Genomic DNA, 21,203 nt, shown 5'->3' with positions numbered 1-21,203 from the left:
GTCCACGTCGCCTGCGCGTAGGTGAAGCTCGATGCGCCGAGCACGGCGACGAAGATCTGCGCCGTTCTGCGCTCACCGGTCAGGCGGTCGACCACCACCGGCACGCCATCGCCGGCATAGTCGACGAACAACTTGTCGCCGGCCGCATGGGCCTGGCGCATCGTCACCGACAGACGGCCTTCCCAGGCGCGGTAGAGCTCACAGAAGCGCGAGTACCGGTATCCGCCAGGCTCCGCGGCGATATATTCCTCCCACAGGATCGACAGCGTCACGTGCTTGCGTTTGAGCTCGCGGTGCACGGTCGCCCAGTCGGGCTCGGCAATGCGGCGGTGACCCTGACGGTTGCCATTGCCGGTCTTCGCGAACAGGCGAAGTTCCAGAACCGTGTCGGTGACGTCGTCTGGCAACGGCCAGCTCAAGCCCGCGGCCTCGAACCGCCGGAGCGCCAGGCGCACCGTCGAGGGCGCCGCGCCCACCCGTCGCGCAATCTCGCGGCTCGGCAGCCCGGCCGCCTTCATTCTGATCACATCGCGCACACGGCGCATCGCAAGCCTCTCCGTCGGCATCCAGGGTCCCCTTCGCAAAGCCGAAAGAGTTGACCCTATGGGAGCCAGAAGAGGCCTCGTCACCCGGGCGACATCATCCCGGAATGGTGGGCGACATCATTTCGGAACGGGTGGGCGACTTCAAATCGGAATGGTGGGCGAGATCATCTCGGAATCCTGGGCGACATCGATCGGAATCCGCAACCATGAGATACCGGACGACCCAGGCTGACGATACCAGCCTTCGCCAACGCATGAGGGCGATCGCCCAGGAGCGCCGCCGCTTCGGCTATCGGCGGCTGCATGTTCTGCTCAGGCGGGAGGGTTATCTGATCAACCATAAAAAGCTGTTCCGGCTCTATCGGGAGGAGAAGCTAACGGTGCGCCGCCGTGGTGGGCGCAAGCGGGCGATCGGGACCAGGGCGCCGATCCTGCTCGAGGCCCGGCCGAATGCCCGTTGGTCGCTGGATTTTGTCCATGACCAGTTTGCCAATGGGCGCCGGTTCCGGATCCTCAACATCGTCGATGACGTGACCCGGGAATGCCTGGCGGCGATCCCGATACTTCGATCCCGGGACGGCGGGTGGCGCGCGAGCTGACGGCGTTGATTGGTCGCCGCGGCAAGCCTGGCATGATCGTCTCGGACAACGGCACCGAGTTCACCTGCAACGCCATTCTGACTTGGTCGGAGGACAACCAGATTGCCTGGCACTTTATCGCGCCAGGCAAACCGATGCAGAACGGCTTCTGTGAAAGCTTCAACGGCCGGATGCGAGACGAGCTTCTCAACGAAACCCTGTTCTTCGGCCTTGATCACGCCCGAACCAGGATTGCGGCGTGCTACAATAGCCACCGCCCGCATTCGTCGCTGGGCCATCTGACACCCGCGGCCTATTCCGCCAACCTCACCGCAACGTGCGACCGGCTGCGCAACCCCGACCAGCTTCGCCGATCGCACGTTGCTCACCCCGCGCCAAACGGCGTAACATCCGCCGAGACTCTAATCGCCAATGGATGAAAGTTCAGCGGCAGGTCAATGCGATGAGCCTGCCGATGGGGCGCCGCGACATTGCAGATTATCTTGGTCTGACGCTAGAAACGGTATCGCGCGCGCTCTCGTCGTTGCGCAATAAAAAGATGCTGCGGTTCGACGGACAGACTCAGCGAGAGGTGGTCCTGCTCGACCGGGAATCACTGGCCGAACTGGATAGCTAGATAAAATGCGGGCCGAACCAAATCACCGGGCGTTCGCGGATCGCTCATGAAAGGCGAACGCAAGACGATTACTGCCTTTTCACCATCGGCCATTGGTCGGCTGCCAGTGCCGCTCAACAAAAGCGTGGCCCGCGTCTCGAACGTGAAACAGACCCCGGTTTTGGGACCAGAGGCTAAGTTGGAAAAGGGCCGCTCCGTTTGATAGACGGAGGGCATGATGACAAGAAGATGAGAGGGAAAATTGACGCGGCACTGAAGGGAAAGATTGCGCCAGAGGCGGTGCGGGAGCAGGCGAGGGGTCACCGAGCTGGCTCAGCGCTATGAGGTGCACCCGAACCAGATCTATGCGTGGAAGAAACAACTTCTGGAAGAGGCGGCGCGGGCCTTTGACGCGGGTGTCGGGGCGGGAGAGCGACGAAACGCGCGAACGCGAGATCGAAGGCAAAGACGGCCTGACCTTGTCGATCGACTCCACCTCGATCAAAGCACATTGGCCGGTGCGCGGCGGAAAAGGGGAAAGCATGAACAGGCGATCGGCGGCTCGCACGGCGGGCGAACCACGAAAATCCACGCGCTGAGCGACCCTGATTGCAAATCTTGGGCATTTCATCTCACTCCGGGACAAGCCGCAGATATTGCCGCGGGGCCGGACCTTTTGAAACTCGCGCCGCCCATGTCTTCCCTCATTGGAGACAAAGGCTACGATGCCGATGGCTTTCGCGCCGTAATCATTGATCGCGGCGCGAAACCGGTCATTCCGAACAAGTCCAACAGGGTGACCCTCCACAGCTTCAGCAAACGCGCCTATAGAGGACCAATGTTATCGAGGGCTGCTTCTGGCGGCTCAAAGAGTTCAGACGCGTCGCTGCTCGCTACGACAAACTTGCCAGAAAGTTCTTGGCTGCCGTCTACCTCGCCGCCGTCGTCGCCTATTGCATCAATTGAGTCTGAACCCTAGTGTTGCTCCAGGTGCGAACTGCGTTTGTCACGCCCACGGGTTCAGGTGCAAACCGATGCGATTGCCCCCGAAGAGGCACCGCTGAGCGAGACCTGCGGGCCAAAACGTCAGCGCCTCACCTTTGGCTGCGATTCTTTTTCTGCTTTAGCATTGGCGCCGGGGCCGAAACCGGGATGCGATCATCGGGCGATGCCGATGCCATAGGAGTATCCTTAGACCCCTCGCGTCCGACTTCGCGGCGCGGCCAGACAAAATCGTCGGCGCGACCGGCCGGTGCCGACAAGGGCTCACCTTTGACCAAGACACGTGCTGCTAGCGCATCCATTGCCACCGGCGCGCCTGGACCGCCGAGCAATTGATCGGTGCCGATAGAGGCGGCCACCAAGGGAAGGATCGGTCCGGCGAGCGGGCGCGGGGCCGGTTGACCCGGCAGCGCATTGACGTCGGGCGATGCCGGTTCCGTCGGCAGCGCGATCGGCGCGGAACGTGCAGCCAGCAACCGGTTGATTTCGCGTTCGACATAATGCGCAAGCTTGCGGGCGCCGGGCTTGGTGAAATACACGCCGTCGGAGGAGCGCAGCTGACGGACCTGGCCTTCGAAGTCGGGACCGCGCTGCATAAAATGGCCGGCTTCATCGACAAAGCCGTCCCAGACATCGACATAAGTGATGCCGGCCTTGCCGGCCGCCTCGCGATAGAGCGAATCCAGAAACAGCGTGTCGGCTGTTGCCTTAGCGCCACGTAGCACCGGCAGGCCAACCCACAGCACCGGCACCCCCTTAGATTTGAGCACGCCGATCATCTGTTCGATCTTGTTTTTGTAGAGCTCGATCCAGCGTTTCTCGCGATACTCATAGATACCGTTTGGCGAGCGCGTGCTACTCTCCGGTTCGATAGCCGGCGCGTCGGCGGCGTTATTGGGCGACAATTCCGTATCGACCAGTCTGTCATCCGGCTTCGCGTCGGCGTTCGTACCGCCCTCCGGTTTGGCTCTGGCATCCTTCTTGTCTACCTTTTTGTGCGACGGCTTGGTGTCGGATTTCTCAGCCGGCGGCTCGCGGATCCCGACCCGGTCATCGAGTCCGAGCATGACGACGATGGCGTCTGCTTTTTCGGTGGGGAGAATGCCTTTGGCTGCGGCGGCCCAATCGGCCGGATTGCCCTTCGGCTGATATCTGATGAGGCCTGAGACGGTCTTATGTCTGCGGATCACGCCCATGTCAGACTGTTCGGCATAGGCGTCTTCAAGACCATAGGCGAGCCAGTCCGCCATGGCATCACCGAGCACAAGAACATGGCGCTCCGGTACAGTATCGCGCTTTCCGACCGCGGGCGCCCTCGAAAAATCCTCCCGCGCGGGGGGTAAGGGTTGCCGCCTATCCCAACGAGGCTGGGGAGCAGACGGCTTAAACATATCGTTACCAAACCAGCCGCCGCCGAACCCGCCACCGCGTTGCGGCTGCGGCCGCTGCTGATATCCGCCGAAATTGAAGAACTGCGCCGATGTCGGGCCGACAACGCCGACCACCGTCCCCAGAGCGATGGTTAGCGCGATCAGGGGACCTCTGTCGGTAAAGATGCGCAGTTTTGTTAGTTTGTTTGACATGCTCGTGGACCGCACAAGACGAAGAACTGCCGCGGCAGAGACTAGTACGAAGGCATCAACTTAACGCGACGAAGCCGCCACCGACGTCGATTGCCAAGCCCGCCAGGCAATCGTCTCGCCATCCGCGATCGCTCCGTCTCCGCAACCTGACCAGCTCCGACGGAGCAATCGCTGCCGGCGTGTCACGGGAGAGAGGAAGAATGGTAGCTTGACAACAAACCGCAATTAAAGGGCCGATTGACCAGCCTGACATATCATAGCTGTCCTCATTTTCCTGTGCGAGGAAGCCGCGAACGCCGCGCAGCGGAAGATATAAAAGCACTTATCCTGCTTCGATCGCCCCAAAACGTAACAGGGAAGTTAGCGGGCACGTGACTCGGCGCCCGATTGCAGTAGAGCGCTGTCCCTATCACGCGCCGCTAACTTCAGCATGGCCAGCCCAAGCTGACGGTCTGATATATCGTCCGGCGAAGCCGTGGCACAACTACCAGGACTGGTCGTTGCACCACGCGGCTTCGGGAGGCAAAAGGAGAGCGCCCCTTTGGAACGAGCCGGTTGATGTTTTCGACGTTGGCGATGTCTTTCAAGATGATGGGCTGGTGCATCTCGCCCCCGAAGTGGACCTTGGCGAACGGGACCGCGCCCGGAGGGGGGCTCGCGAGACTGAAGCCCGCAGCCGTCTTGACCATAGCGAGCAATTCGTCGGCGTCCCCCTCCCTGAGGTAGTTACAGATAGCGAGCCGCCACAGCGCCTCCTGCTTCCACGACGAGAGCTTCTTTGCCCAGTCCAAAGACGTCGTCTATTGGCTCGTCAGTCATGCCCATCCTCCGAGAGATAACTGGTCGTTCGTGATTATTGCTGGTAAACCGACTTCGCTCGGGTATTTCCATATCACGCCGATTGACTAGCGTGTAAGGTCCCAACACATGCGCGGGGACCCGAACATAGGATGGGAGAGGTTGACGTATCGCTTCGTCCATGCCTCGGATATCCAGTTGATTCGCCGCTGCGCTTGCTGGCGCTGCGCCATTCCGGTCTGGCGGAGCTGCTCGGCAATGGCGCGCCTTCGTCCGGGTCGTTAACTGTTACCTGGACGAGCAGGTCGGCGCGCTGCTGATCGCCGGCGATCTCTGCGACGGCGATCAGACCTCAACGAAGACGGCTCGCTTCCTGGCCGAGCAGATCCCGCGCCTCGATCAGGCTGGCATCCGCACCTTTCATCCGCGGCAATCACAGCGCGCTGTCAAAGACCACTAAAGAATTGGTACTGCCCGATTCCGTGGAGATCTTTGGCGGGCGAGCAGAAGCAATTGATATTGATCGCGCCCCAGGGCAAGTCCCCGTTGTTGTCCACGGGCTGAGCTTTGCGCAGCCGCACGCCCCGGAGAGCCTCCTTGGACGGTTTCGCCCGGTCGTCGAGGGAGCCGTCAATATAGGCATCATGCACACGAGTCTAGGCGGCGCCCCGGGCCCCGACCGCTCCGCGCCATGCAGCGTCGCGGACCTCCAAACTACTGGCTTCAACTGTTGGACCCTCGGCCATGTGCACAAACGTTCGGCGGTGGAGGGCGCAAGCGCGATCATAATGCCCGGTATGCCGCAGGGCGCGACATCAACGAGGCAGGTTCAAAATCGGTGACCCTCGTGACCATCGCCGACGATCGTTCGATTCACATCGAGGAACGCATCACCAGCGTCGCGCATTTCGATCGGCGCGGGCGCTGCGCAGCTTCGAGCTCGTCGAGTTCGCAACGCTGGAATGGGTGGACTGCATCAACAACCGACCGCTCCTGGAACCCATCGGCAACATCCCGCCGGCCGAAGCCGAGCAACGCTACTACACCTTGGAAGAACCGGCCATGGCGGCAACAAATGGCCTCCGACAAACCCGGGGCGTCATTCAGACAACCCGGACCAGCTCTCTTCAAACTGGATTAAGCCTTGGCTGCCCCTGTCGCTGTGGTGCACGAGCCCGCCGCGATGGACCGGCCGTCGATCATGCAGCGCCTGCTCCAGCGCATCGAGCACGAAGCCTGCATGCGCCGTGCGCGAGGCTCGCCAGCCCACGATCCTGCGGGCATAGGCGTCGATCACAAAGGCAACGTAGACGAAGCCGGTCCAGGTCGCGACATAGGTGAAGTCGGAGAGCCAGAGAACATTCGGCGTTGCCGCCTTGAACTGGCGGTTGACGTGATCCAGCGGGCATGGCGCGGCCTTGTCGCTGATCGTGGTCTTGACGGGTTTGCCGCGGATGCCCCCTTGCAAACCCATGTCCCGCATCCGTCGCGACACCGTGCAACGGGCAACATCGAAGCCTTCGCGCTTGAGCTGCCGCCAGACCTTGCGCACGCCGTAGACGCGGAAGTTCTGATCGAAGACGCGCCGGACCTCGATCTTCAGCCTGACATCCTGCCTGGCGCGCGCCGACAGCCTGGCGGGATCGCGTCGCTTGGCCACATGGGCGTGGTAGGTCGAGGGGGCGATCGGCAAGACCTTGCAGATCGGCTCGACCCCATGCGCCCCACGATGATCGTCGATGAAGGCGATCATGGCTTGGACCGGCGGTCGAGCTCCGCCATCGCAAAATAAGCGCTTGCCTTGCGCAGGATCTCGTTGGCCTGCCGAAGCTCGCGGTTCTCCCGTTCCAAGGCCTTCAGCTTCTCGGCCGTGTCGTTCGGAACGCCGGCCCGCTGCCCGCTATCGACCTCGGCCTTCTTGACCCAGTCGTGCAGCGTCTGCGGCGTGCACCCGATCTTGGCTGCGATTGACGTAACTGCCGCCCAGCGCGACGGATGCTCGCCGGCGTGTTCCAGAACCATCCGAACCGCACGCGCCCGGACCTCAGATGAAAACTTATTCGTCGTCTTGCTTGTCATGGCTCCATCCTCTCAGGAGTTAGAGCCTCCGGCAAACCCGGGGCGGTTCAGTTCGCGATCTTGGAGGAAGCAGCCGGAGAAAAGGAGAGAGAACGCTCTTTGTGTACCCGATGAATTCGTTTGGCCCGAACACGGTGAAACCGCGATAACCTAGCGACGAGAGCTCCCTTGGGGTTCGCATTTGGTTAATTGCGGCAAATTCATCGCCCTTCACATAATGAAAAGAGTGGTAGTCCTGCGAAGGTGTGACCACGCCTACAGCCCAACGGAAGCGTTCCCCAAAATGGTCCGGCGCCTGCCATGCCAAGATTAGGCGACTTGGTTCACGCACGTGTTCGATTAAGCATTGCATGCTATTAGCCAAAAGCGCGCTCAAGTGCATCTCTCCGAGGTTTAAGCTGGCCGGCTTGACGAACGAGACATTCACCGAGAGCGGCACGCGCAGCTGGATCTAGGTGCCGTTCAGCGAGCACGCCAATCCGCCAGAGCCTAAAAATCCGGATTGGCCGTGGGACCCTGCGTTGCGCGTCGATGTGCCCGGTACGGCGGTCGCCATTCGCGGAAAAATCGCCCGCGTTGACCTGCGCGCCGGCGGCGTCGCTGTCCGGGTGACCGATTACAAGACAGGTGAGCGGCCGGAGAATGCTGCTGACAGATTCATTGCTGGCGGCGCTGAACTGCAGCGCGTCCTTTACGCCCGGCAAGCGGAGAGCAACTACAGTAACCCATATCGGCGGCCAGTCATGGCCTGATAACCATCAAGCCAACGCCCCGATGTCGACGATCTCGAGCAGATCACGGCGCTGGTCGGCGGTGAGCGGTTTGGGTCCCCAGTCGTCGAGGATGAGGAGATTGACGCGCTCGAGCGCGGCGATCAGGCGCGCCAGACGGCCCTCGCCGCGTGCCTGGGCGAGATCGGCGAACAGGCGGGATGTTCGCTTGTAGAGGACGGAGAAGCCGTCGCGGCAGGCTTTGTTGCCGAGCGCACAGGCAAGCCAGGACTTGCCGGTGCCGGTTGGGGCGACAATGACCAGGTGGTTGCTGTCGCGGATCCATTGGCAGGTGCCAAGGTTCTGAAGAGCGAACGATCGAGACCACGGGCGGTGCGATAGTCGACGTTCTCGATGGCGGCGGCTTGACGGAGCTTGGCACTGGTCAAGCGGCGCGTGAGGCGGCGGTTGTCGCGGGCGGTGACCTCGCGATCGACCAGGAGGCCGAGCCAATCGGCGTGCGGCATCTCGGCCGCCTCGGGATTGTTCTGCAGTTCGACGAAGGTATCGGCCATGGCGGCGAGGCCGAGGGCGCGCAAGCGATCGACGGTGGGGTGAATGAGCATGCTGATCTCCTCATCAATTGTCGTAATTGCGGCCGCGGATGTTGGCGTGGAAGAGGATGGGCGCCTCCTCGGCGGGAAGAGCAGTTCTGTCGGTGCCGTTCTTGAGGATCGCGGCGACCGATTTGTAGGAACGGGCGTTGAGCAGCAGGGCCCGGGCGCAGGCGGCGCCGACGCGTTCTTGGCCGTAGCGCTTGACCAGCCCGAGAATGCCGATCGCGGAGCGGAAGCCCTGTTCTGGATGCGGCCGCGACCGCAGGATGACGTCGATCAGCGTCTCCGCATCGGGGCCGACCTTGGTGGCTTCGGAACGAATGCGCTCATGGGTCCAGTCGCGATAGCGGCGATGCGAACTCGGCATATGCTCGGGAATCGTGGTCGGGCGATGCGGCAACGTGCTGCGCAGATGCGACGCCACCCGCTTGCCGCGGAGAAATATCTCGACGGTCTTTTGGGTGATGCGGGCCTCAACCTCCTGATGAACGAGGTTGTGAGGACCGCTGTAGTAATGCTTGGCGATCTCGACGTGATAATCGAGGTTGACCCGGCAGCGCTTCCACTCGGCATACTCGTATAGTTCATCCGGCAAGGGGGTGAGCGCCGGATGATCCAGCTCCTCGAACAGTTCGCGCCGACTTCGCCCCCAGCTCCGGAGAGGTCGATCGTTCAGCTCGGCAAGAAGCGCGTGGATCGCCTCATTGAGGGCGGCGAGCGAGAAGAAGCGACGGTTGCGCAAGCGCGCCAGAATCCATCGACCGACGATTTGGACCCCGACTTCGACCTTGGCTTTGTCCCTTGGCCGATACGGCCGTGCCGGAACGATGGCGGTGCGGTAATGGCGGGCGAGATCGGCATAGGTCCGGTTGACCATCGGTTCGTGAAAGCAGGCCCGGGTGATGCCGGCCTTCAGATTGTCGCTCACCGTCTGCCGGGCCACGCCGCCGAAATAGGAGAATGCCCGAACGTGCGAGGCGATCCAGTCCGGCAGGCTCTGGCTGAGGCTGGCTTCGGCATAGGTGTAGTTCGAGGCGCCGAGCACGGCGACGAAGATCTGCATGCTGCGCACCTCGCCGCTGAGCCCGTCAACCACCTCCATCGTATGGCCGGAATAGTCGACGAACAGCTTCTCGCCGGCGACATGGAGCTGGCGAAGGGTCGGCTTGAGGCGGCCGGCCCATTCCTTGTAGCGTTCGCAGAACCACGAATAGCTGAAGCTGTCGGAGCTTGCGTCGCAATACTCCTCCCACAACAGCATCAGCGTGACGTTCGGGCGCCGCAGCTCGCGATGCACGAGCGCCCAATCGGGCTGCGGACGCTCGTCGCTGGGCCGATCGGAGGGTGGTGGATACAGGCGGTTCTCGAGCCGGAGATCGTCATCCAGCTCCGGCGGCAACGGCCAGGTCAGGCCAGCCCGGCGGGTTCGATTCAGGTACTTGCTGACCGTGCCTTGGGCCAGGCCCAGGCTGCGGGCAACGGCGCGTTGCGACATGCCGACGCTGTAGTGCAGACGTAGAACTTCACGAATGTGGCGCATGGACGGTCTCTCGGTCGGCATCTCGATCCTCTGCGGTTAGGCAAAAGACCAAGCTACCCGGGTTGCAGACCGTCAGCGGTGCGCGCCTCCTGGTTGCCCCCGATCGCGATCGCTGGAAATAGCGATCACGATCGGCTGGAAATGGTGATCACGATGCTCTGGAATGGGTGATCACGATGGCCTGGAATCGGTGATCACGATCGGCTGGAACGCGCATTGCTAACCATCCTGCCGTGCGTAGACTTCTTGAGCGACATCTAGCGGAACAAGACACCTTGCAATCTCAAACCGTGCTTTCCGCTGCTTGCAGAACGCTCATCCTTCGATGAAACGTCGAGCCGACATCCATCCAGCTCACGTCCTACCGATCATGCGCTCTAAATTCACAGCTCTGGGGTCAAAAGCGGCATCATGACGGCTGAGCCGGGCGTCACTTTGCGAACGCAAGCATTCGGCAAGAACCGTCTGGACAATTGTCCTCGGCTTTGCCGCCGCAGCCGTTGATGCGGTGGAGCTGGCCTGACTCTGGGCATATTTTGGCATCATGACACTCAGTTCATCAAGGCCTCTGGCGGACGAGCATTCGAGCATGGCACAGCATAGGTCACGCGAGCGAGCCGCGCCGCGGCCCTGGCTGCCTCCCGGCGTCCATCAGGATGAGGATGCGCTGGACGCAATCATGGTGGTGCCCCTCCGTCCGGAAATCAGCGAACATATGGCACACCTGCGCCAGGGAATGGCCGAACATCATCCCTCCGAGCCGTGTGGAAGGGCCATTTGCTGATGTCGCCCTCCCTTCCGATTTGATGTCGCGCACCTTGTTGTCACGGCAGGTCTCTTGGCTCGCGGGCTCTTGCTGCTGTCTGGCTTCCCGACGCGGAGAGTTTGCGCCAGTGACTCTACCCTCTCCAAGGATTGGCGTGAATTATCGCCCCGGTTTGCAGCGCCATTTTCCACGCCGCCTCCTAGGCAACGATCTTGCTCCACTGTGGTCCGGCGAAGACATGGATGAAGCAGCTGTTAATAACCTCTTCTGGTTCGATGTCGCAGATCAAGCCGGCCGGCTACAGATCGATACGAAGTATAATCCAACCCAGGTCGCCTATGAGGTGAGCCGAGATGTTTGCATAGTGTTGCAACGGGAGCTGTTGCACACAATCCGCGAATTCGGAAAAGCCCCCCGACACCTTCAGCTATGAGTGAACAAAGTATGGAATCGCTGGCGAGAGTGAACACAAATGTGGTGTCAAAGAAAAAGGAGAGCATCGATCTAGCGGACCAAAATCTCCCGAGCCTTATCCTGCGGCTCGCCTTTCCATCTGTTGTTGGTTTGTCGAGTCGCGCCTTGCAGCAGGTCGTCAACGCGATCTTCGTTGGCGCACTCGGCGCCCAAGCGATCGCAGCTGTCAGCATGACCTTGCCCATCATAGTCCTGCTCGCGGCAGTCGGACAGGGGATAGGTGTTGGAGCAGCTTCGTTCATATCGCGTCATCTCAAACGGAGCGGCCCTTTTCTAACTTAGCCTCTGGTCCCAAAACCGGGTCCATTTCACTAGCGACCGCAAATAGGTTGGATTTTTCTTTCGGGGCAAATGATTGCGGGGTGGGTCTACCCTCCCTCCTGTTAATTCAGGCTTCCCAGCCGCACCCCGCATCCCGGCGCGGAGACAATCAAAAAATAATATAGCACATCCCGCGCGCGCCGCCTGATACCATTTGTCCAACGGCAATTCCCACTTCCTTGAATGCTAAGGGGTGAGCGCCCCAATCGCGGCGTCGGCCTCTTCTTCCCCCGCGAGGGCGTATTGCGGGCGGACATAGCCGCCACGGCAGCGGAACGGAGGTTTAGCCGGAGTGCCGAACAGATCGATCTGCCCGATCAGCTGCGCCAGTTCCGGTAGCGGTTCGCTCTCGCCGCGCACATACGGATTCGCACTGCGATCATGGTCCGCGCCGGTAGGAAAGTTCGGTCCTGATAAAGATCAGCCATCTCGAAGATGCATCCCGTTGGGAGGCCGCGCCGATCACCGAGCCATGACAAACGAATGGCCCTGCCAGATCACAAAACAATATTGTGAGCGCCTTCGCCCCTGCTTACCGTATCTCGGTTACAGAGGGCGCCGAGAAGGCAAACCCCAATGCCAGAACCGAGACGACGCTTCGGACGATCGTCGGCCGTGCCTTGTGCCTTCAGGCTCTCCGCATGTGGCTACGACGGCTATCCGCCAAAAGCTGAGAAATTAGGGCAGTGGAGGCCATTCATACGCGAAGCAACTTCGTCACCTTAACGCACCGAAAGTAAAACCTTTCATCGCCGCCAACGCATTAACCAACTATTAACCAAGACCGGCGATCCTTAACCATTCAATAAGAACTATGAGCCGACCGCGATGGATGGGATTGCGAAGGCAACACGTCAATCTTTTCGGACGCGCAGCCGTTCTTACGTCGCGTTCATCCTTTGCCCGGTCGTTCCGATCGCAGCCCGGCTGGAAAACATAAACGCAGCCCGTGTGCTGGGTTCGGTCGCCACAGGTGCAGAGATCGTCGCCGGCGAGTCTATTCATCTTTACGGACTGCTTCGCGGCCGTGAGATGGCGGGTCCAGCGGCAACGCCACAGCGGATGTTCTGTCAAAAGATTCAAGCCGAGTGGTTGGCCGTCAACGGCTACTACCAGGCCGCGCAAGAAATAGACGTCCCCTTGTGCAATCGTCAAGCACAGGCGTGTTTGGAAGACACTAGCATAAAGATAACGCCGTTAAGCTGATTCGGTTCGGGAGATAACAATGGCCAAAGTTCTGGTTGTGACGTCTGGCAAGGGCGGCGTCGGTAAGACGACGTCAACAGCTGCGCTCGGTGTGGCGCTGGCGCAAAGGGGCGAAAAAGTTGTCGTCATCGACTTTGACGTGGGTCTGCGGAATCTCGACCTTATAATGGGGGCGGAACGACGGGTCGTGTTTGACCTCATTAATGTGGTGCAGGGCGTTGCAAAGCTCTCGCAGGCACTCATTCGCGATAAACGAATAGAAACATTGTGGTTGCTTCCTGCATCGCAGACCAGGGACAAGGATGCCCTGACCGACGAAGGGGTTGGAAATATTATCGCTGACCTGCGGACCAAATTTGACTGGATTCTCTGCGACAGCCCGGCGGGTATCGAGCGAGGGGCGTTGCTCGCGATGCGCTATGCCGATGAGGCGGTCATCGTAACCAATCCCGAAGTTTCATCGGTGCGCGACTCCGACCGTATCATTGGGATGCTTGATTCAAAGACAGTCAAGGCCGAGCGGGGCGAACGAGTAGAGAAACATCTACTGATTACCCGGTATGATTCAGCGCGCGCATCGCGTGGCGAAATGCTCAGCATCGACGATATTCTTGAAATTCTCGCGACGCCGCTGCTCGGAATCATTCCGGAGAGCCGGGAGGTTCTATTAGCGTCGAACGTTGGGTCCCCGGTTACTCTGAACAACGCCGCCAGTGCGCCGGCCCGAGCTTACACAGACGCGGTGCGTCGACTGATGGGTGAGAACGTCACGATGATCGTGCCAGGCGAGCGCAAAAGCTTGATGAATCGTTTACTCGGACGGAGGGCCGCATGATCAATTTGCTAAGGCTCATTGGTGGCCGTACTGCTTCCGCGCCTGTTGCACGGGAGCGGTTGCAGATCCTTTTGGCGCACGAACGCGGTTTGCGCGGCCAGCCTGATTTGCTGGGATTGCTGCGGGCGGAGATCCTTGCTGTGGTATCGCGGCATATCGTGGTCGATCCAGAAAAGATCACCGTCAAGATGAACAGGGGCGGGCACGTGTCGACGCTTGAAGTCGATATTGCGGTACCTAACCGTGTCGAGAGATCAGTCGCGACCGCGGCTAAATGATCGCCGGCAGCCCAGCGCAATCGCTGGCCGAGGTTCAGATCAAAAGAACCGCGAAAACGTCTGAAATTGCTCGCTTTAGGAGTGACGTGGCCCCTGGAGTCATAACCAACCTAACTTAGCCTGCGGTTATCGCCCGGTCAGGATCAGTCGATTGCCGTCCGGTTCGCTCTGGGAGAACAGCCGATGTCGGTTGAGATGCTGACATATGCCGCTCTAGCTACCCGCCTTAAAATCTCGCTAAAGGCTCTCGTTCGCTCGCCAGGGGACGTAGGTTTTGGGCGACTGCCGAGATGATGGCAACTAAGGAGACGACGGCAAGGGTTGAAGGTGAGGTGGCGGCGCTGCCGACCGGGGCCGAGTTGCCGGTTCGACTGACAGATGGAAAAGTCGCGAGCCGACTGGGAGCATCTAACCGCGACATAGTGTAAGCAGACCGCAAGGCGCATGCAGGTAGCAAATCGTGCCCCTCATTCCTGTCGAGCACCGGGAGGTAAACATGACCAATATCACAGATATTCGCGAGATGAAGGCGCGCATTGTCGTATTTGGCGTTGGCGGCGCGGGCGGTAACGCCATCAACAACATGATCGCGGCCGGTCTGCAGGGCGTCGACTTCATCGTCGCCAATACCAACGCACAGGCGCTCACCATGTCGATGGCAGGGCGCGTCGTCCAGATGGGCACTCAGGTAACCGGAGGCCTTGGTGCTGGCTCGCAGCCCGAAGTGGGGCGCGCCGCAGCGGAAGAAGCAATCGATGAGATCCGTAACCATTTGACGGGCGCGCGCATGGTATTTGTTACTGCCGGCATGGGCGGCGGTACCGGCACCGGGGCAGCGCCTATTGTCGCCAAGACCGCACGCGAGCTTGGCATTCTTACCATCGGTGTAGTCACTAAGCCATTCCACTTCGAGGGCCAACGCCGGATGCGCCTTGCCGACGCAGGCATCGCAGAGTTGCTCAAGGTCGTGGACACTCTACTGATCATCCCGAACCAAAACCTGTTTCGGATTGCCAACGAGAAGACCACGTTCACCAATGCCTTCGCTCTGGCCGATCAGGTGCTTTATTCAGGTGTGGCTTGCATCAGCGACCTTATCGTCAAGGAAGGTTTGATCAATCTCGATTTTGCCGACGTTCTCGCTATAATGCGCGAGAAGGGCAAGGCGATGATGGGCAGAGGCGAGGCTTCGGGCGAGAAGCGCGTGCTCAATGCTGCTGTGGCCGCGATCTCCAATCCCTTGATCGAGAATCCCTCGATCAAGCGCGCTAGTGGCCTCATAATCTCCATCACCGGCGGCAAGGACCTGTCGTTGTTCGAGGTTGACGAAGCCGCTACCCGCATTCGCGAAGAAGCCGACTCGGACGCCAACATCATCGTCGGCGCGTGTTTTGATGAAAGCCTCGAAGGTGTGGTCCGCGTTTCGGTGGTGGCGACCGGCATCGATAATCCCGATCCGAATTGCCAGACGCAACCGGCGGAGAGCTTACTCACAGAACTCGCCGGCAGGCTACGCAACGTCAGCCGTCACATCGCCGGCCGCATCGAGCGTAACGCACCGCTGCCGCGGCACTTAGAGAATCCGCCGGCTCTCCCAGCGGCCAACCACCCGGTAGGGCGGCCGGCAGACCCGAATGCGGAACATGCGCGCGATGCGGCTCCGGAAGGTCTCGATCGTACGGCCGCTCCTCTCCTGCGCGATATTTTATCGATGAAGACGTTCTCGCCATCCCGGCCTTCCTCCGCCGCAAGGCCAGCTGAGCGGACGCAACTCGCCTCTCAGGACGCTTCACAGAAAATAGCTCGGCTAAAAATGGAAACTACCAGAGGTAGCTATCGAAATTCAATACGTAAGACTTGCTGCCTCAGAATGTGTCGAACGCGAGAGGTGTTGCTGCGAGGGGCGGCAACCGCGAGCCCGTGTGCTAGCGCCACTGTCGCACGGACCCTGTCGTTTCTGACAGGCGAGGAACCGCCAAGGTGTGGGCGGGCATGACCGCGACCAAAAAGACGAGGGCCGTGACTATGCCACGTTACTGCTTCGCGATTTTCCACAATAGAGAACGGGCGTCGAGACTGGAGCGCGATCGCTCTCCTGAATTTAGCGATCCAATGGAGCGCCCGTGCCGCTCGGGATATCGCCAGCGATGCCGACCACGATTACGCTAGCGGCCCTGCGAAGCTCCTGCTCGATCTGGATGCGCCGCTCCTCATGCATGTCCATCTCTGGTGTGAGACAGTATGAAGCGCTGGGGTGATCTGCAAGGCCGCAACCTGACGCGACGTTCGGTTCGAACATTTCTCTAGGCGCGACTGTTGCGAGGCGATTACAGCAATTCGCGCGGTGGTTGTTAAGATGCAGAGGCTTGGAATCAAGAGATGAGAGTAGAGCGCCGGGGGGGGGTGAAGTGGATTTAGGATCTGGCGACAAGATGAAAGACCTCATGGAAAAATTGAACAAGCTCCGCGCCGATGCTGCGGATTTGGCCGTTATGAGCAGCCGAGCAAGCGACCCGCAAAAGCACGAACTCTTCCGACGCTTGGCAGATGAGCTCGCAATAGAGGCTCTTGTGCTTGAACAGGTCGTGAAGCGGCAAAGCACACGCTCAGCTCCGGTCCACATGGACAACGTGGTGCCTCTCACTGAAGGTCCTGAGCGGAACTGACCGCTTTTCCGAGCTGTGCGGATCCTGGAAATGGGCAATCCTCAGCGTCGCATTGTTGGTCGTAGTGGCCGCGGATACCTCAACACGCCACCTTGAACCCACCATAGCTGCTTGCCGATATCAGCACACATGCGCAGTCGATGACCGCGAAGGACAGCATTTCAAAGAACTGGCGCGGAGTCTCCTCGCGTATGGAACGCCTCGGCCCAACGTCCTTGACACGTCAACAACTTTGAGGCGCATTCTTGCATTTGATTTGAGGCAGTCGCAGTTCCCCGATCCTTTTAAAAAAGAACCCTGTTACCTGAAATAGACCCCGGTTTGGGACCGGAGGCTAAGTTGGAAAAGGGCCGCTCCGTTTGATAGACGGAGGGCATGATGACGAAGAAGACGAGACGGAAAATCGACGCGGCACTGAAGGCGAAGATTGCGCTGGAGGCGGTGCGGGAGCAGGCGACGGTGACCGAGCTGGCTCAATGCTATGAGGTGCACCCGAACCAGATCTATGCGTGGAAGAAACAACTTCTGGAACAGGCGGCGCGGGCCTTTGACGCGGGTGTTGGGCGGGAGAGCGAGGAAACGCGCGAACGCGAGATCGACAAGCTGCACGCCAAGATTGGGCAATTGACGGTGGATCGCGATTTTTTAGCACGGAGGTCCGGAAGATGAGCACACCGGACCGTCGAGAAATGCTCGATCGCGCCGACCAGGCGCTGTCGATCCGCCGGCAATGCATGTTGCTTGGCATCGCGCGCTCTGGGGTGGCCGCCACGGCCGGCTAACGACAACGACCTCGCCCTGATGCAGCGGCTCGACGAGCTGTTCACCGCCTGGCCATTCCTGGGCTCGCGGCGAATGATCGCGATGCTGAAGACTGAGGGGCTTCAGGTCAATCGCAAGCGTGTGCAGCGGTTGATGCGCAAGATGGGCATCGCGGCGCTGGGACCGAAGCCGAACACGACAAAGCCGGCGCCGGGCCACAAGATCTATCCCTATCTGCTGCGCAACATGACAATCGACCGGCCGAACCAGGCGTGGGCGGCCGACATCAGGTATCTGCCCATCGGGCGCGGCTTTCTCTATCTCGTCGCGATCATCGACTGGGCGAGCCGTGCGGTTCTGGCGTGGCGGCTTTGGAAGAGGCGCTGGCGAAGTACGGCACGCCGGAGATTTTCAACACCGACCAGGGCAGCCAGTTCACCAGCACGGCCTTCACCGGCGCGCTGGCGGGCGCAGGGATCAAGATCTCGATGGATGGCCGCGGCCGCTGGATGGACAACGTCTTCATCGAGCGGCTGTGGCGGTCGCTTAAGCATGAGGATATCTATCTCAAGGGCTATGCCGACGGCCGCGAGGCCAAAGCAGGGATCGCAAACTGGATCGCCTTCTACAACAATCGCCGCCTTCATCAGGCGCTCGGCTATCGCGCGCCGATGGCGGTCTGGCGCGAGCGGATGCGCACCGCGAAGGCTGTGGACATGGTGGACAACGCTGACGCGTTGAGCACATGCCCACAGCAACAGCAGCAGACAGAGTCTCTGGCAGCGTGATAGAAAGTGATCAGGAGCGGTCAGTTTCAACTAACAAATCGGCTCACGTGGTCCCGTTCCGCGGGTCCATTTCAGGTTCGCGGTCGCAAATCTCAACTTGCATCGTAATGCAATGACCATTCAATCGGTGGAGTTGCTCTCACAGATGAACTACCGAGTACAAAGAGATAATCGAAGCAGTTATCATCGCTTTAGTAAATCTGTCGACGTGCCCTTGCAGGCTATGATACTGCACAAACACGCCTTGATGGTCCAAGACCAGTGCGATAGTCGCAAGGATCGCTGCGCCAACGAACAAATATTGATCTTTGTGCGCGTGGCGAAGAGCGTAGCGCAGTCTGCTATCGACCACCTTGCCCCGGATCGTGCGGATCGCAAGTCCATGCTCGAAGACTTCGATCCTTCGAGAAACGCGGGGTAGCGGGCCTACCCTTTACTCGGTGAGCCCCTAGTAGCTCGATAATCCGTTCAGCCCCCTCCTGCAAGAGTTCCAGTCGGCTGTAATAGAGGCGCCGTAGCATCATCCCGATCGTGTCTCGAACTACCCCCAGCACGGGCAGCATGCCGAGGCGAGACGCTGGACTGCCGTGAGCCAGAAAACAAGCCACGCCTCGATCAGGACGGCTGTGCAGATGCAGAGCAGCATCACGCACCGGTCAAATTCACAGCGCATGACAGTAATCGGCGGCAGGAACTTCGTTCGCGCTTTGAGGTAAAATCCAAGCACACTTGAGAAAACGGCAGTTGCCAATCGCGCATAAGGAAATCTCACGTCTGAAACAACGAGCAAATTGCTATCGAACTAACGGCTGTCCACTGGCAAAGAGCAACTTCCGACAGCATAGTGCAACCGCAGCAAATGTCGCGATCGGCCAGAAGCGACCAACAGGGGGATTCTAGCGCAAAAGGTACCTTCTATCTGGCTCCAGTCGAATAGAGGCCCGTGTTTTGGAATGCCACCCCGATGAAGTCTCCTTGTCGCCAGATGAGGCGACAAGGGTAGGTGGTGCGAACTTCATCGAAGGAAAGCGAAAACTCGGTCGGCAGAAGCGTGAGTCCATTAAGCTGAAGGCCAGCGCCTCTATTGGAGAGATCACGTACCAGGCAGGGCTCGGAGGTGATGTGTCCCGGAATTGAGAGAAAAACACCTCGCCGCACCGACTGCCTTTCAATCGACCGCCGGGAACAAGTCTTTCCTTCCCATTGACGGACCTTTTCTTGCAACTTCTTTAGCTCTCGGTACTGGCGTTCCAGACTCACGCGCTCCTCCGCTTTGTTGGCGCTTCCCGCAGGTTCCGAAATGCAACAACCGCCGCGATAGTATATTAGAGCAATCCTGAGGTTGAGGGAATTCCGGACAACTACCGTTCGTGGCCCATCCCAATTTGGGCAGGGTCCTACTTAGAACAGCGTCGAAGCCCGACGGAGTCATCTAGGCCGCCAGAACCGGCGCGGCGTCGGCGCTCGGGCTGAGCAAACTGGTACGGCTGCTATCCCTGGTCCGGTTTGCGGTGCCAACGGGACAAACACGGCAATTGCAATGTCCGCCGTGGGTCATTTACGACGGACTCATCGGGATTTTCGGATGGTTGATGTCCGTTTCGCTCGTGAGCACCCGACAGGGCCGCCGGTCGGGGGGCGTTGCGTTTTGACCAACGCCTGTGATTCAACCTCCCAAACTGGGAAGACGAACTCGCTGGCCATGAATCGGGTGCCATCAAGCGCATGCTCGTGTCACAGTCAACTACCTGCTTAGGCAGTTGATCGAACGACAAACATAGGACAAATCAATGCCAAGGAATGCGTTTCTGCGTTTCGCTGAACACCTTCACATCTCGTAGTTTTCAAGCGGGATCGAGGCAGGTGGCTGGGCCGGATAGGCTGAGCTGCTGGGAATTCCAGATCTATGCCATGGCTTGACCAGGAAACGCAATTTGCCGGCGAGAGCTGCCGTGTATTGACCCGTCACGTCGTTCGACCAAAGCATTTCGTTCTCGGGTTGACCAGGCGAACGGAGCCTGATGCCCCTGCAATTCCATCGCGCTCTCGAAGACATGGAAATATGGAGTGCGAGCAGCGACGGCTATTCGTTCGTGATCAGCTTCCAGAGCCCGACTGGTCGTGGCTTCCGCGGAAGGTTGGGCTACGTCGCCTCGTGGCGTCCGCTTGACCAGAGCCGTGGCTCGATCAGGATTCTCGGCTCGCCGCTCCAAAGCTTCGCTGAGGCCGAGAATGCGTGCAACAGTATGCTGAATTACCTCCGAGACCTGAACTGATTCCCACTCGCTGAGAATTTGGAGGCTCGCCAAATGCCACAGTCGCTCCGAGCGCCGCCCAGGATACGCGATCGAATCTCACCGCTAACTCATTATGTAAAGGCGTTGGAGCATATGCTGGCAGCCGATGCAGACGAAGTGGATCTTTAGGAAACGGCATTCGGGATAATGGGTGGCGTACAATGAGCAGCAGACAGCTTGAAGATGAGTACGACCGCGAGGAAGCCGAGGCGATTGCCGCGGCACTTGACCTCACGCCCGATGAACTAAATGAAATCGAGTATACGATACACGAGATCGCCAACGACGACGGGCTGGTTTACGGGTACGGCGTAGAGATCAAAGAAGGCGCCCCGCAGTACATCCTCGATAAGCTTGTGCGACTGCCCAGGCGGGGCAACTTAGTGCGTCCTCCGTGAAGAATTCCCAAGTCATTGATTTGGAATCTGGAAACGGCGCGTTGGCGTCATCGGGTTTGCCGAGAATCGGGTCTTCGGAAGGGGATTGAACGAAGCCGCTGCCGCGGCGTGGGGGGTAAGGTGGCGTAGATCGCCTCCTGGCTGAGAGGATGTGGGTGTTGGAGCCCATCCCCCTCAGACAGGAGTATCGAGATGGCCGATTTGAGCCCTCTTCGCCGCCGCATGATCGAAGACATGACCGTCCGCAATCTGTCGCCGGCGACGCAACGATCCTACATCAGCGCGGTTTCGAAGTTCAGCCGCTATTTCGGCCGATCGCCTGACCGGTTGGAACTGGAAGACGT

15 protein-coding genes, 8 pseudogenes and 1 other annotated feature are annotated in these 21,203 nt (G+C 59.8%); of the genes and pseudogenes, 17 read left to right on the top strand and 6 right to left on the bottom strand.

Annotation, left to right across the window (positions count from 1 at the left end; all coding sequences use genetic code 11):
- Nucleotides 1–545: helix-turn-helix domain-containing protein (locus tag AC0L21_RS36315; RefSeq protein ID WP_473266646.1), on the bottom strand; the 545-nt coding region annotated here is incomplete at its 3' end.
- A gap of 203 nt (nt 546–748) precedes the next feature.
- Between AC0L21_RS36315 and AC0L21_RS36310 the strand changes: the two are divergent.
- The 4 genes and pseudogenes from AC0L21_RS36310 to AC0L21_RS36295 all read left to right on the top strand — a co-directional run.
- A pseudogene (locus AC0L21_RS36310) lies at nt 749–1,563 on the top strand (IS3 family transposase); the annotation flags it as partial.
- Between the two features lie 23 nt (nt 1,564–1,586).
- Nucleotides 1,587–1,760: pseudogene (locus AC0L21_RS36305) on the top strand (helix-turn-helix domain-containing protein); the annotation flags it as partial.
- A 46-nt stretch (nt 1,761–1,806) separates the two neighbouring features.
- The gene (locus AC0L21_RS36300) at nt 1,807–1,962 is read left to right on the top strand and encodes a hypothetical protein (protein WP_473266644.1); all 156 of its coding nucleotides are present in this window, start codon (nt 1,807–1,809) and stop codon (nt 1,960–1,962) included.
- 238 nt (nt 1,963–2,200) lie between these two features.
- A pseudogene (locus AC0L21_RS36295) lies at nt 2,201–2,705 on the top strand (IS5 family transposase); the annotation flags it as partial.
- Between the two features lie 128 nt (nt 2,706–2,833).
- Here AC0L21_RS36295 and AC0L21_RS36290 read toward each other — a convergent pair.
- A complete protein-coding gene (locus AC0L21_RS36290) occupies nt 2,834–4,324 on the bottom strand; it encodes an SGNH/GDSL hydrolase family protein (RefSeq protein WP_473266643.1) in 1,491 nt (496 codons plus the stop codon).
- A 960-nt stretch (nt 4,325–5,284) separates the two neighbouring features.
- Here AC0L21_RS36290 and AC0L21_RS36285 point away from each other — a divergent pair.
- Together AC0L21_RS36285 and AC0L21_RS36280 are read left to right on the top strand one after the other, a co-directional pair.
- Nucleotides 5,285–6,038: pseudogene (locus AC0L21_RS36285) on the top strand (metallophosphoesterase family protein); the annotation flags it as partial.
- A gap of 11 nt (nt 6,039–6,049) precedes the next feature.
- Nucleotides 6,050–6,193, top strand: a pseudogene (locus tag AC0L21_RS36280) (IS3 family transposase); the annotation flags it as partial.
- A 73-nt stretch (nt 6,194–6,266) separates the two neighbouring features.
- On the opposite strand, the pseudogene AC0L21_RS36275 reads toward AC0L21_RS36280, so the two are convergent.
- Nucleotides 6,267–7,201, bottom strand: a pseudogene (locus AC0L21_RS36275) (IS3 family transposase); the annotation flags it as partial.
- Nucleotides 6,801–6,917: a sequence feature (AL1L pseudoknot), on the bottom strand. Its footprint overlaps the pseudogene before it by 117 nt.
- 455 nt (nt 7,202–7,656) lie before the next feature.
- Between AC0L21_RS36275 and AC0L21_RS36270 the strand changes: the two are divergent.
- Nucleotides 7,657–7,953, top strand: coding sequence for a PD-(D/E)XK nuclease family protein (locus AC0L21_RS36270; RefSeq protein WP_473256422.1), 297 nt, complete (start codon nt 7,657–7,659; stop codon nt 7,951–7,953).
- A 6-nt stretch (nt 7,954–7,959) separates the two neighbouring features.
- On the opposite strand, the pseudogene AC0L21_RS36265 reads toward AC0L21_RS36270, so the two are convergent.
- Both AC0L21_RS36265 and istA read right to left on the bottom strand, forming a co-directional pair.
- Nucleotides 7,960–8,486: pseudogene (locus tag AC0L21_RS36265) on the bottom strand (ATP-binding protein).
- A gap of 64 nt (nt 8,487–8,550) precedes the next feature.
- Entirely contained in the window at nt 8,551–10,089 is a 1,539-nt protein-coding gene (gene istA / locus AC0L21_RS36260; protein ID WP_473256471.1) for an IS21 family transposase, read from the bottom strand.
- Nucleotides 10,090–11,278: 1,189 nt separating this feature from the next.
- On the opposite strand from istA, the gene AC0L21_RS36255 reads away from it, so the two are divergent.
- The 8 genes and pseudogenes from AC0L21_RS36255 to AC0L21_RS36220 all read left to right on the top strand — a co-directional run bounded on the left by AC0L21_RS36255 (nt 11,279) and on the right by AC0L21_RS36220 (nt 18,585).
- Nucleotides 11,279–11,590 carry a hypothetical protein gene (locus tag AC0L21_RS36255; protein WP_473256472.1) on the top strand — a complete coding sequence of 104 codons (312 nt, stop codon included), beginning with the start codon at nt 11,279–11,281 and terminating at the stop codon, nt 11,588–11,590.
- 867 nt (nt 11,591–12,457) lie between these two features.
- Nucleotides 12,458–12,835: a septum site-determining protein MinC gene (locus tag AC0L21_RS36250; protein ID WP_473256425.1), complete on the top strand. Its 378-nt coding sequence runs from the start codon at nt 12,458–12,460 to the stop codon at nt 12,833–12,835.
- A 19-nt stretch (nt 12,836–12,854) separates the two neighbouring features.
- On the top strand, nt 12,855–13,670 hold the full coding sequence (gene minD / locus AC0L21_RS36245; protein WP_473256426.1) for a septum site-determining protein MinD: 816 nt from the start codon (nt 12,855–12,857) through the stop codon (nt 13,668–13,670).
- Nucleotides 13,667–13,948, top strand: a complete 282-nt coding sequence (gene minE, locus AC0L21_RS36240) for a cell division topological specificity factor MinE (RefSeq protein ID WP_473256427.1) — start codon at nt 13,667–13,669, stop codon at nt 13,946–13,948. The genes minD and minE overlap by 4 nt, the downstream gene beginning before the upstream one ends.
- A 496-nt stretch (nt 13,949–14,444) precedes the next feature.
- Nucleotides 14,445–15,944, top strand: coding sequence for a cell division protein FtsZ (ftsZ, locus tag AC0L21_RS36235; RefSeq protein ID WP_473266641.1), 1,500 nt, complete (start codon nt 14,445–14,447; stop codon nt 15,942–15,944).
- A 436-nt stretch (nt 15,945–16,380) separates the two neighbouring features.
- Nucleotides 16,381–16,614: a hypothetical protein gene (locus AC0L21_RS36230; protein ID WP_473256429.1), complete on the top strand. Its 234-nt coding sequence runs from the start codon at nt 16,381–16,383 to the stop codon at nt 16,612–16,614.
- 378 nt (nt 16,615–16,992) lie between these two features.
- Nucleotides 16,993–18,164 (top strand): annotated as a pseudogene (locus AC0L21_RS36225) (IS3 family transposase).
- A gap of 112 nt (nt 18,165–18,276) precedes the next feature.
- Nucleotides 18,277–18,585, top strand: a complete 309-nt coding sequence (locus tag AC0L21_RS36220) for a hypothetical protein (protein WP_473256430.1) — start codon at nt 18,277–18,279, stop codon at nt 18,583–18,585.
- A 494-nt stretch (nt 18,586–19,079) separates the two neighbouring features.
- Here AC0L21_RS36220 and AC0L21_RS36215 read toward each other — a convergent pair whose 3' ends face one another.
- Nucleotides 19,080–19,424 carry a PilZ domain-containing protein gene (locus AC0L21_RS36215; protein ID WP_473266639.1) on the bottom strand — a complete coding sequence of 115 codons (345 nt, stop codon included), beginning with the start codon at nt 19,422–19,424 and terminating at the stop codon, nt 19,080–19,082.
- Nucleotides 19,425–20,622: 1,198 nt separating this feature from the next.
- Between AC0L21_RS36215 and AC0L21_RS36210 the strand changes: the two genes are divergently transcribed.
- Both AC0L21_RS36210 and AC0L21_RS36205 read left to right on the top strand, forming a co-directional pair.
- Nucleotides 20,623–20,859, top strand: a complete 237-nt coding sequence (locus AC0L21_RS36210) for a hypothetical protein (protein WP_473266638.1) — start codon at nt 20,623–20,625, stop codon at nt 20,857–20,859.
- A gap of 192 nt (nt 20,860–21,051) precedes the next feature.
- Nucleotides 21,052–21,203 (top strand): phage integrase N-terminal SAM-like domain-containing protein (locus AC0L21_RS36205; protein WP_473266648.1); only part of this gene is annotated, 152 nt, incomplete at its 3' end.

This window comes from Bradyrhizobium sp. WSM4873, assembly GCF_055811355.1.
This window is presented reverse-complemented; position numbering and strand designations above follow the sequence as displayed.

What these genes read in the sequence shown, in the direction of transcription:
- AC0L21_RS36300 (WP_473266644.1), top strand. Translation starts at nt 1,807, where the DNA reads ATGAAAGGCGAACGCAAGACGATTACTGCCTTTTCACCATCGGCCATT.
- AC0L21_RS36290 (WP_473266643.1), bottom strand. Translation starts at nt 4,324, where the DNA reads ATGTCAAACAAACTAACAAAACTGCGCATCTTTACCGACAGAGGTCCC.
- istA (WP_473256471.1), bottom strand. Translation starts at nt 10,089, where the DNA reads ATGCCGACCGAGAGACCGTCCATGCGCCACATTCGTGAAGTTCTACGT.
- AC0L21_RS36255 (WP_473256472.1), top strand. Translation starts at nt 11,279, where the DNA reads ATGGAATCGCTGGCGAGAGTGAACACAAATGTGGTGTCAAAGAAAAAG.
- AC0L21_RS36250 (WP_473256425.1), top strand. Translation starts at nt 12,458, where the DNA reads ATGGATGGGATTGCGAAGGCAACACGTCAATCTTTTCGGACGCGCAGC.
- minD (WP_473256426.1), top strand. Translation starts at nt 12,855, where the DNA reads ATGGCCAAAGTTCTGGTTGTGACGTCTGGCAAGGGCGGCGTCGGTAAG.
- minE (WP_473256427.1), top strand. Translation starts at nt 13,667, where the DNA reads ATGATCAATTTGCTAAGGCTCATTGGTGGCCGTACTGCTTCCGCGCCT.
- ftsZ (WP_473266641.1), top strand. Translation starts at nt 14,445, where the DNA reads ATGACCAATATCACAGATATTCGCGAGATGAAGGCGCGCATTGTCGTA.
- AC0L21_RS36230 (WP_473256429.1), top strand. Translation starts at nt 16,381, where the DNA reads ATGAAAGACCTCATGGAAAAATTGAACAAGCTCCGCGCCGATGCTGCG.
- AC0L21_RS36220 (WP_473256430.1), top strand. Translation starts at nt 18,277, where the DNA reads ATGACCATTCAATCGGTGGAGTTGCTCTCACAGATGAACTACCGAGTA.
- AC0L21_RS36210 (WP_473266638.1), top strand. Translation starts at nt 20,623, where the DNA reads ATGAGCAGCAGACAGCTTGAAGATGAGTACGACCGCGAGGAAGCCGAG.